A 2,565-nucleotide genomic window follows, 5' to 3' on the forward strand; every position below is an offset into this window, starting at 1 on the left:
GCAGAGCTGCCGTCGACGCCCGAGTCGCAGCCCGCGCCGCAGCCGCGGTCAGACGGCGACGCCGCGCAGCGCCGCGTGATCTCCAGGACGGTCGAAGAGCACGACCGGACCGACACCCGCTGGCTCGACTACGAACTCGACGTCGCCAAGCTGCTCGACTATCCGCTGATGACCGATATGCGCGACCCACTCACGGAGCGTTTCCACCGCGCCAAGCTCCGCTCGGATTTCCTTCGGCCCGCCGACGTGTCCGACCTGCTCGCCGACCGCGACGCTGCCCGCGAGTACATCGACGCGGTCCAGGAGTACGTCACCGCGTTCGATGTCGCCGAGGGCGAGGCGATCAGGCGCAGCCGCAGCTACTTCTCCGGCGAGGAACAGGAGCGCCTCGCCCGGGCGCAACGACTGCTGCGGGTCTCGGCCGACAACGGGGCGACATCGCAGGAACGTGAACGGGCCTACCGACTGGCGCGGCGCGAACTCGACGGGCTGATCGTGCTGCCCGAGCGCGCCCGGGTCGCACTCGAGCGCGGTATCTCCGGCGAACTCGGCAGTTAGGCGCCGTCGGCGTCGGCGACGTCCAGGGCGCGGTCCAGGATCTCCAAGCCCTCGCGCGCCAACTCCTCGGTGATGATGCACGGCGGCACGACATGGATGCGGTTGTAGTTCGCGAACGGCAGCAGCCCGCTCTTCTTGCACTCCGAGATCACCGCGTTCATCGCCGCACTGGAGCTGCCGTACGGGGCCAGCGGTTCGCGGGTTTCCTGATCGGCCACCAACTCGACCGCCCAGAAGACGCCCGCACCGCGCACCTCCCCGACGCAGCTATGCCGATCGGCCATCTCGCGCAGGGTGGGTCCGATCACCTCGCTGCCGATTCGTGCGGCGTTCTCGACGATGCCCTCGTCTGCCATCGCGTTGATCGTTGCGACGGCAGCGGCGGTCGCCAGCGGATGCCCGGAGTACGTCAACCCGCCCGGATACGCACGATGGGCGAAGGTGTCGGCGATCGCGGGGCTGATCGCCACCCCACCGAGTGGGACGTAACCGGAGTTGACGCCCTTGGCGAAGGTCAGCAGATCCGGTGTGACGTCGAAATGATCGATGGAGAACCACTTTCCGCTGCGGCCGAAGCCTGCCATCACCTCATCTGCGATGAAGATGATGCCGTACTCGTCGCACAGCGCCCGCACTCCGGCGATGTAGCCGGGAGGCGGGACCATGATGCCGGCGGTGCCAGGTATGGACTCGAGGATGATCGCCGCGATGGTCGACGGGCCCTCCATGCGGATGGTCTCGTGCAGATGATCGAGCGCGCGCTCGGTCTCCTCGGCTTCGGTGGTGGCATGGAATCGGGACCGGTAGAGGAATGGCCCGAAGAAGTGCACGACGCCGGCATTGCCGTGATCGTTGGGCCAGCGCCGCGGATCGCCGGTGAGATTGATCGCGGTCTCCGTGCCGCCGTGATACGAGCGGTAGCGGGCCAGCACCTTGTAGCGGCCGGTGTGCAGCCGCGCCATTCGAACCGCATGCTCGACGGCATCGGCGCCGCCGTTGGTGAAGAAGATCTTGTTGAGCTCACCGGGGGTGCGTTCGGCGATCAGCCGGGCAGCTTCGGAGCGGGCGTCATTGGCGTGCTGCGGCGCCACCGTACACAGCTTCGCCGCCTGATCAGCAATGGCGGCAACAACTTTGGGGTGCTGGTGGCCGATGTTGGTGTTCACCAGCATCGACGAGAAATCGAGCAGCCGGTTGCCGTCACCGTCCCAGACGTGGCATCCGTCGGACGCCACGATCGTCATCGGGGAGATGTCGGCCTGGGCGGACCACGAATGGAACACGTGGGCGCGATCGAGCTCGTAGGTGCGAGCGGCCTCGGCGCGGGCCGCTTCCACGCTCAGGCCATTGGGCAGCGTCGTTTCGTCGAGCGTTGTTTCGTCGAGCGCAGTCATGACAGTGGAGACCTATCTGGTTGATGCCACGCGAGAGTACGAATTGTGACGGGCTCTCCCGGTCGATGTGTCACAAACCGTACTCCCGAGGGCGCGGTTCAGGCGTTTTGGGGGAATCCGAGTTCGATTCCGCCGTGGCTGGGGTCGAGCCAGCGGCTGGTGATGGCTTTCTGGCGGGTGAAGAACTGCACGCCGTCCATGCCGTGGGCGTGGCTGTCGCCGAACAGCGAGGCTTTCCAGCCGCCGAAGCTGTAGTAGGCCATCGGCACGGGGATGGGGATGTTGATGCCGATCATGCCGACCTGCACCTCGTTCTGGAATCGCCGGGCGGCGCCGCCGTCGTTGGTGAAGATGGCGGTGCCGTTGCCGTAGGGGTTGGAGTTCACCAAATCCAGGGCTTCGTCGTAGGTGTCGACGCGTAGGACCGAGAGGACGGGGCCGAAGATCTCGTCGGTGTAGACGCTCATCTCGGGGGTGACATTGTCGAGCAGCGTGGGGCCGAGCCAGAAACCCTCAGCGCCGCCGTTGGCTTGGACGGTGCGGCCGTCAACCACGACCTTGGCGCCGTCGGCTTCGCCGGCGTCGATGTAGGAGGCCACCTTGTCGCGGTGGA

3 protein-coding genes are annotated in these 2,565 nt (G+C 66.6%); 1 reads left to right on the plus strand and 2 read right to left on the minus strand.

Annotated features, from left to right (window positions below; all coding sequences use genetic code 11):
• The coding region (locus tag WA965_RS09860; protein WP_526447443.1) for a hypothetical protein at nucleotides 1–558 on the plus strand (558 nt) is incomplete at its 5' end.
• On the opposite strand, the gene WA965_RS09865 is transcribed toward WA965_RS09860, so the two are convergent.
• Nucleotides 555–1,952, minus strand: a complete 1,398-nt coding sequence (locus WA965_RS09865) for a class-III pyridoxal-phosphate-dependent aminotransferase (protein WP_526298242.1) — start codon at nucleotides 1,950–1,952, stop codon at nucleotides 555–557. The two genes, WA965_RS09860 and WA965_RS09865, sit on opposite strands and share 4 nt — an antisense overlap.
• Nucleotides 1,953–2,050: 98 nt before the next feature.
• Nucleotides 2,051–2,565 (minus strand): aldehyde dehydrogenase family protein (locus WA965_RS09870; protein ID WP_526447445.1); only part of this gene is annotated, 515 nt, incomplete at its 5' end.

Source organism: Mycobacterium sp. (assembly GCF_049683935.1).
Lineage (GTDB): Bacteria > Actinomycetota > Actinomycetes > Mycobacteriales > Mycobacteriaceae > Mycobacterium.